The 6812-nt window shown below is 66.9% G+C and carries 4 protein-coding genes; 3 read left to right on the forward strand and 1 reads right to left on the reverse strand.

Features of this window, described 5'->3' with window-relative positions:
* Positions 1-30 precede the first annotated feature (30 nt).
* The 3 genes from KBI44_20870 (at position 31) to KBI44_20880 (ending at position 3213) form a co-directional block, all read left to right on the forward strand.
* Positions 31-765, forward strand: a complete 735-nt coding sequence (locus tag KBI44_20870; protein ID MBP9146937.1) for a 4Fe-4S dicluster domain-containing protein — start codon at positions 31-33, stop codon at positions 763-765.
* 13 nt (positions 766-778) lie between these two features.
* Positions 779-1969 (forward strand): polysulfide reductase NrfD, encoded by a 1191-nt coding sequence (nrfD, locus tag KBI44_20875; GenBank protein ID MBP9146938.1) that lies wholly within the window; start codon positions 779-781, stop codon positions 1967-1969.
* A 275-nt stretch (positions 1970-2244) separates the two neighbouring features.
* The gene (locus tag KBI44_20880; protein MBP9146939.1) at positions 2245-3213 is read left to right on the forward strand and encodes a hypothetical protein; all 969 of its coding nucleotides are present in this window, start codon (positions 2245-2247) and stop codon (positions 3211-3213) included.
* A 388-nt stretch (positions 3214-3601) separates the two neighbouring features.
* Here KBI44_20880 and KBI44_20885 read toward each other — a convergent pair whose 3' ends face one another.
* On the reverse strand, positions 3602-6706 hold the full coding sequence (locus KBI44_20885) for a PD40 domain-containing protein (protein MBP9146940.1): 3105 nt from the start codon (positions 6704-6706) through the stop codon (positions 3602-3604).
* Between the last annotated feature and the right edge of the window lie 106 nt (positions 6707-6812).

The raw sequence follows: 6812 nt of genomic DNA on the forward strand, positions 1-6812 counted from the left end.
GAGTTCCTCGCCCAGGGGACGTTCTATCTGATGCTCACCGGCGCAGCTTCGGAGGCCTGGTCGTTCATCGAGTCCGGGAGACCGCAGGACGCTCCCGGATACGACGTCCACGATCACTGGTGGGCCATGTTCATCGACATCGAGAAGTGCATCGGCTGCGGCCGCTGCGTCGACGCCTGCAAGCTCGAGAACGACGTCCCCGACGAGGCCTGGTTCTCGCGCACGTGGGTCGAGCGCTACACGATCCCGCCCCCCGACCCGGTCGACCCGAAGCGCGAGCTGCTGCCGATCGTCGACTCGCCGAACGGCGGCCGCAACGGCTTCCCGCCGCTCGAGCACGCGGTCGCGGGCGCCAAGACCTTCTATGTGCCCAAGCTCTGCAACCACTGCGCGCACTCGCCGTGCGTCCAGGTCTGCCCGGTGGGGGCGACGTTCGAGGGTCCCGACGGCGTCGTTCTCGTCGATAAGGACTACTGCATCGGCTGCCGCTACTGCGTGCAGGCCTGTCCGTATGGCTGCCGCTACATCGATCCGCGCACCAACACGGTGGACAAGTGCACGCTCTGCTACCACCGGATCACCAAGGGACTGACCACCGCCTGCTGCGAGGTCTGTCCGACGCAAGCCCGCCTGCTCGGCGATCTGAAGAACCCCGGCGATCCGATCCACGAGCTGCTGCGCACCCACAAGGTGCACGTGCTCAAACCCAACCTTGCGACCGGCTCGAAGGCCTACTACAACGGCCTCGACGTCGCGGTGCGCTGAAAGCGAGCCGACCATGCACACCCTCCCCGGCGTGGAAGGCTTCATGTATCCGAACGAAATGGAGCTCCAGTGGAGCATCCTGATCGTGCTCTATCCGTTCATCACCGGCCTGGTGGCCGGCGCCTTCATCCTGGCTTCGCTCGAGCGCGTGTTCCGGGTCGAGGCGGTGAAGCCGACCTACCGCCTGGCGCTGCTCACGGCGCTGGCGTTCATGCTGGTCGCCCCGCTGCCGCTGCAGCTCCATCTGGGCCACCCCGAGCGCTCGCTGCAGATGTTCACCACGCCGCATACGACATCGGCGATGGCGATGTTCGGCTTCGTCTATCTCTGGTATCTGCTCGCCGTGCTCGTGATCGAGATCTGGCTCGAGTACCGGCCGCTCATCGTGCGCCGGGCCTCCTCGGAGAAGGGCATCCTGCGGCTCTTTTACCGCATTCTGACGCTGGGCTCGACGAACCTCTCGCCGCGCTCTCTCGAGATCGACGACCGCGTCGGGAGGTTCATCACCGTCATCGGCATCCCCTCGGCCTTCCTGCTGCACGGCTACGTCGGCTTCATCTTCGGCTCGATCAAGGCGAACCCGTGGTGGTCGACGCCGCTCATGCCGATCGTCTTCCTGTTCTCGGCGATCGTCTCGGGTATCGCAGCGGTGCTGCTCATCTACATCATCTACTGCAAGTCGAAGAAGATCCCGATCGACGCCCCGTGCCTCGACACGATCGCGAAGTATCTCTACTACGCCTTCATCGTCGATTTCTCGCTCGAGATGCTCGACCTGATCCACCGTATCTATGTCGCCGACGAGTCGTTCCAATCGCTCGACTTCATGGTGAAGACGAAGCTGTATGGGTCGCACATCCTCCTGCAGATCGGGCTGGGCACCCTGGTGCCGCTCGGCCTCCTGGCGCTCACCCAGACGAAGCAGTTCTCGATCGTCGTGCGGCAGCGCATCTATGCCGTGGCGGCGGCGCTCACCCTGGTCGGCATCTTCGCGATGCGCTGGAACGTGGTCATCGGCGGCCAGCTGTTCTCGAAGAGCTTCCTCGGCTACACCACCTACAAGATGGGCTTCGCCACCCGCGAGGGGCTCCTCCCGGCGTTGATCGTGATGGCGCTGCCGATCTTCATCCTGTGGGCGCTCGTCAAGCTCTTCCCGCCGATGGACGAGGCCACCCCGGAGGCGAAGGCCGCGCCGCACCTGTAAGCGGCCGCCGCGGCCTTTGCAGGCTCGCCCTCTGACGCTGGTGCTTGGGCGCTCCGGCACTCGGGATCCAAAGCGGGCTCCTATTTGAGGCGTGGTCGCCCACTTTGGATCCCGAGCGCCAGAGCACCGTTGGCGGGTCAAGAAGCTTCTCTCGAAGTTTGGGGACACACAAATGGGACACACATTTTTGTGTGTCCCATTTGTGTGTCCCCGGGATGGGGGCTCTGTCCCTTGTCGGGCCGCGACGGCGTTAGGGTCTGGTAAGGAGATCGACCATGAGTCATGTGCACGGCGGGGCCCGTTTTCTGTTCACCATGGGTCTGTTGGGAAGCGTCGCCTGCGGCGGCAAGGATCCGGGGCCGGTGACGCACGGCGCGGGCGGAGGCGCACCGGCGGCAGCGCCGGCAGCCGAGGCGCCGCCGGAGCCCTACACCTACCCCGCCCCGGTCTCAGGGCACTACCAGGAGGTGAACACCGGCGACTTCGACCTCGTCGATGGGTTGGCCTGGGGACCGACCCGGGCGGGAGAAACGGCCGTCTATGTCACCGACAAGCCGATCGCCTCGCCGATCCTCGGTGACACCTGCCCGATGGCCGAAGCGCGCGCCCTCTCGCTATTGCGCAACGCTCGTTGGAACGAGGTCGATCTCGATGCCGCCGGCAAGTCGCGCTACTTCAGCGCCGGCACGCAGTACGACGGCACCAGCCGCTCGGAAGACGTCGGCAGCCACGACTGGAAGTTCACTTCCAAGCAGAGTGCAAGCGACGGGCGGATCGCCGGCAAGGTGACGAACAAGTACTACGGCAGCTTCGAGTTCGACCTTCCGGTGCGCAAGCCCGCGGTGCTCGAAGTCAGCGAGGTCGAGCGCATGGACGGCGGGCTCTTCAGGACCGACATGCCGACCCCCGACGCGGCCGCCGTAGTCGCCACCTTCGCGAAGATCCGCGCCGCGGCGCTGGCCAAGGACTTGAAGAGCTGGCTCGCCGCGCAGGGTTTCTCCGCCGAGCAGATCGCCGCCATCCGCGGCCTCGAGGGAATCGACGCCGACCTGGAGCAGCACGCGCTGCATTTCCTTCAGCCGGAGACCCCCAAAGGGGAAGAGGAGACCGAGATGCACACCGGCGAGGGCTACGTGCGAGCCGAGGGCGCCAACTCCGCCGGCGCGAAATTCATCAACTACTACTACCTCGTGCCGTGCGGCGATCGGCTCCTCCTGGGGATGATCGGCGAAAATCCGCAGTGATTGAGCAAGTCGACAGCGGTCGACTTGCAGAACTGCCGAGCAAGTCGACAGCTGTCGACTTGCAGAACTACCGAGCAAGTCGACAGCGGTCGACTTGCAGAGAAGACGGGTCGGTAGGGTGGTGAAAGGCGCTGCCTTCAGCGCTGGTGCACCGCGACGCGAGGGCGCTCGGGATCCAGAGTGGGCGACCACGCTTCAAATAGGAGCCCACTCTGGATCCCGAGTGCCGGAGCAGCGCGACCACCGACCATCTGCCAACGGCAGGTACGCCGGGGACACGTATCCGCCCTGAGATGCTTTGGTTCCGTCTGCACGCCCTCTCGGGGCGGCTACATGTCCCCAGCTGCGGGTCCAGCTCGCCGTCGTCGCCGAACCGACGACTCGCTTTTCACTCCCACCAGAAACGCGCGCGCGGCTTCGACTCCGGGGCGATCTCGTTCATGGTGGCTGACTCGTAGAGACGGCCGTTGACGAGCACGTAGCGCAGCTTCGTCGAGAGCCGGATGTCGTCGAGCGGATTGGCGTCGAGGACGATGAGGTCGGCGAGCTTGCCGACCTCGATCGACCCGACATCCTTGGCGAGACCGAGGTACTCGGCGCCGGCGATGGTCCCGGCCTCGATGGCCCGATGCGGCGACATTCCGCCCTGCACCAGCATCCAGAGCTCCCAGTGCGCCGCCAGACCTTCGCGCTGGCCGTGGGCGCCGAGTTGCACCGAGACTCCGGCGTCGGCGAGCGTCTTCGCATTCTGCGCCGCGAGGATGTGGTTCCACTCGCCGTCCGGAGCGGTCGGACGCCGCCGGGAACGCAGATCGAGGAGCTGCCGCGGCACGAGGTCGGCGAGCGGCTTCTCCGCCCAGACGTCGGTCTTGGCGTACCAGTACTCCTCGCCCATCAGGCCGCCGTAGGCGACTCCGAGCGTCGGCGTATATCCCACCTCCGTGCCGCCCCAGAGCTGGGTGACGTCGTCGTAGATCGCCCCGACCGGCAGCGAATGCTCGACGCCGGTGTGGCCGTCGACGACCTGAGTGAGGTTCTGGGCGAGGAGCGACCCGCCCTCGGGCACCACCATCATCCCGAGCTCGCGCCCGGCGGCGATGACCTGCTGACGCTGCTCGCGACGCGGCTGGTTGTAGCTCTTGACCGAGAAGGCGCCGGCGGCCTGCAACCGGCGGAGGTTCGACAGGGCGTCGTCCAGCGAGTCGATCTCGGCCTTGAAGTCGCCCTTGGCGCCGTAGAGGATCGTGCCGGTCGAGAAGATGCGCGGCGCGACGATGGCGCCCGCCTTCTGCAGCTCGGCCGCGGCAAAGATCTCGTTCGTGTCGTTCGACGGATCGTGGATCGTGGTGACGCCGTAGGCGAGGTTCGCGAGATTGACCCAGTTCTGCTCCGGGATCAGCCGGTCGCTGCCCTGGGAACCGTGCCAGTGGGCGTCGACGAGGCCAGGAATGAGAGTCTTCCCGGTGACGTCGACGATCTTCGCTCCGGCAGGGACAACCGGAGCGCCGGCCCCGGCGCGCGGCCCGACGGCGACGATCCGATTCCCCTCGACGATAACGACGCCGTCCTCGATCACCTCGTCCGCCGAGCCGTCCGCGGCCCTTCGCAGCGTCACGATTCGGCCGCCGACCAGGGCCATCGCTCCGGAGGGCCGGGCATAGGCGACGTTGAAACCGAGCTGCAGACCGGTGGACGGCGGATCCGGGAGCTTCTCCGGTGCGCCGGCGAGGAAGGCGAAGGCGTCCTTGAGCTCACGCGAGAACCGCTGCGACCCGAGCGTCCAGTGGAGCGTCTGCGAGTCACCGGCCCAATGCAGCGCCTCGCCGGCATCCTTCGACACCCGGGTCACCGGCACGGCGCTCGCCTTCGGACCGACCTCGAGGGCCTTGCCGGTCGGCACGAACGGCGTCACGAAGACGTTCCAGCGCTCGGTGAAGGCGAGCCACTTTCCGTCGGGCGAGATCCGGAACTCGGTCGCCGCCTCCGAAGTGGCGTGGGTGCGCAGATCGGCGCCGGCGAGTGTGAGCGAGACCAGCGAGCGCTTGTCCTCGTCGCCGTAACGCATCAGGTAGACGCGCTCGCCGGTAGCACCGAACTGCGGCAGCGCGCCGTCGTCGGTGACGAGGGTCGGCTCGCCGCCTCCGGTCGGCACGATATACACACCGGCATTCCGGCTCCACGCCTGTCCGCGCAGGTAGTTGCCCGTCCCCTTGCGGTAGACGATCGACTTGCCGTCGGGAGTGAAGACCGGCTCGAAATAGTGACCCGGCTCGGTGGTGATCGCCCGCCCCGGCCCGCCCGTCGCCGGCACGATGCGCACGCTGCCGTACATCCCGTCGTCGAAGGCCGTGTAGACGATCGACTTGCCGTCGCGCGACCAGGAGGGGAAGTACTCGAAGTGGTCGCGTTGCGTGGTGAGCATCTCCGGCCGGCCCTCCGGCAAGGCCTTCACCCAGAGCTTGCCGAGCGCCTGGAAGACGACCCGCTTGCCGTCGGGCGAGGTCTGGGCGGAGCGGATCATGCGCAGCGGGAAGACCTCCGGTGCGACCTCGACCGGGAAGCGTAGCGCCTCGGTCACCTGGCGCTTGTCGCGCACACGGAAGGGGATGACCTGCGCCGCAGTGGCCGCGACCTGCCCGGGCGTCTGCCCGCTGGGATCCAGAGTCGCCGGCAGGCTCAGGCGCTGGATCTTGCCCCCCGCCCAGAGAATCAGGGCGCTGCTGTCTTTCGTCCAGCCCATCGCGGGATAGACGCCGTGGATCGCCCAGGTCTCCTGCATGTCGCGGTCGAGATGGGCATACACCTGCTGCTCGATGCCGGAGGCGAGATCCTGCACGACGAGCACCGACTGGAAGCGCACGCGGCGGACGTAGGCGAGGCGCTTGCCGTCGGGCGACGGTGTCGGGCGGACCGCGCCGCCGGGGCCGTCCACGAAGTCGATGATCTTGCCGGTCTCGCGATCGAGGCGGCGGATGACGTAGATCTGGCCGTTCGAGTCCTTGTTGTAGGAGAAGGTCTTGCCCGGGGTCGTATCCTGGCTGAAGTAGATGTAGCGCCCGTCGGGCGAGAAGGCCGGCTCGCCGACGTCCTTCTGGTCGTTCGGCTTCTCGGTCATCTGCAGCCCGTCGCCGCCGCTCCTGTGCCAGAGCCAGATCTCGCCGCTCCCGAGCGAGCGCTCGGCGGTGAAGTGCTTGTGGCCGGCGATCCACTCGCCGTCCGGGCTCCAGGCGGGGCTATTCACCAGGCGGAAACTCTCCTTCGACACCTGCTTCGGCTCCGTGCCGTCGCGCTTCATGATCCAGATGTTGTCGCCGCCGGCGCGATCGCTGGTGAAGGCGATCCACTGGCCGTCGGGCGAGAAGCGCGGCTGCATGTCCCAGGAGACGCCGGAGCTGATCGCCTTGGCGTCGCCGCCGGTCGCCGGCATGGTGTAGATGTCTCCCAGGAGGTCGAAGACGATCGTCTGGCCGTCGGGCGAGATGTCGACCGTCATCCAGGTCCCCTCGTCGACGTCGATCGCGACGTCGTGATGCGGCCCGGGCGGATTGTTGACGTCCCACTTCGGCTTGTCGTCCGCCTTGGCGTCGGCCTCCTTCTCC

Source organism: Thermoanaerobaculia bacterium, from assembly GCA_018057705.1.
Classification (GTDB): Bacteria; Acidobacteriota; Thermoanaerobaculia; order Multivoradales; family JAGPDF01; genus JAGPDF01.